2 protein-coding genes are annotated in these 1,005 nt (G+C 32.3%); both read right to left on the bottom strand.

The features are described from left to right. Positions 1–222: 222 nt before the first annotated feature. Positions 223–525, bottom strand: a complete 303-nt coding sequence (locus K8089_RS16135) for a type II toxin-antitoxin system RelE/ParE family toxin (protein ID WP_237604316.1) — start codon at positions 523–525, stop codon at positions 223–225. Further along, the gene (locus K8089_RS16130) at positions 509–742 is read right to left on the bottom strand and encodes a hypothetical protein (protein ID WP_237604315.1); all 234 of its coding nucleotides are present in this window, start codon (positions 740–742) and stop codon (positions 509–511) included. The genes K8089_RS16135 and K8089_RS16130 overlap by 17 nt, the downstream gene beginning before the upstream one ends. Positions 743–1,005: the final 263 nt, after the last annotated feature.

Here is a 1,005-nt window from a genome sequence, read left to right as displayed (position 1 = left end):
TTATATATTTCATAGCATGAAGATACAAAAAAGACAAATAATGACCATGGATTTTTTTCTTAAAGTGAGGAAGGTTATTAGACAGTCTGACGGTTCCGGCTATGAGTAGTTGCGTGGATTAGCATTTAAGTCTGCAAGTACACATCAAGCTGAAAATCCGCAAGGATTTTCAGAAGTAGGCGAGAACAAGCAATTACTTATAGCCATTGTTGTGCAACGGTTTTATAGTTTTTTCGTATTTGGATTCTTTCTATTTGAAAATAAAGAAACAATCTCAATTGTATTTTTATTTATTCTATAGTATAAATTGTTATGCTTTTCAACTACAGCTTTTCGGATATTCTTTTTCTCGATTGATTCGGGGAAAATTTCAGGCATTTTTGAAATCAGTTCGATTGTATGATCCAGTTTAGCTGCAAACTTTCCTAATTCTCTCTCAGTCCAATTAGTTTCGAGATATTCAATTATTTCTTTAAGTTCAGAAATTGCGTGGTCAGTCCACAGTATTTTATAACCACTTTTCATAAATTCCTTTCACGTTAGAGTGAGAAGTTAATTTTCTGTTGTCAGCATCTTGAATTCCTTTTTCAATAGATTCTTTTTCGGAAGCAGAAATTTCGTTCCACCAATCGATTTTTTCTTTATCTCTTAATCTCATTAGTTTGTCAATCAAAGACTTGTCGTTTAATGTTGACAACCATTGAATTAATTCGATTTTTTTATTTTCTAAACTTAAATCCATAATATCAAAGTTACAAATTTAATTCTATCATTCAATTTTTGCGTGATTTTTTTAACTGTTGCACAACGTGTTTGTGTATGGTTAGTTGCGTGGTTAGGCAACTAAGTTAGCAAACTTTAACGAACCCGTGAAAATTCCGCAGGAATTTTCGCAAGTAGGCTAGAACCTAGCAATTAATTATAGCATCGATGAAAAAGCAGTGGATCCAGTATCTTTAAAGTTCACCAAAACAATAAGATATGAAAACTGTACCCACTGCCCAA

It is taken from the genome of Aequorivita vitellina (assembly GCF_022008365.1).
Lineage (GTDB): Bacteria > Bacteroidota > Bacteroidia > Flavobacteriales > Flavobacteriaceae > Aequorivita > Aequorivita vitellina.
Note: the sequence above shows the minus strand (reverse complement) of the source record. Positions and strands in the feature narration are given on the sequence as shown.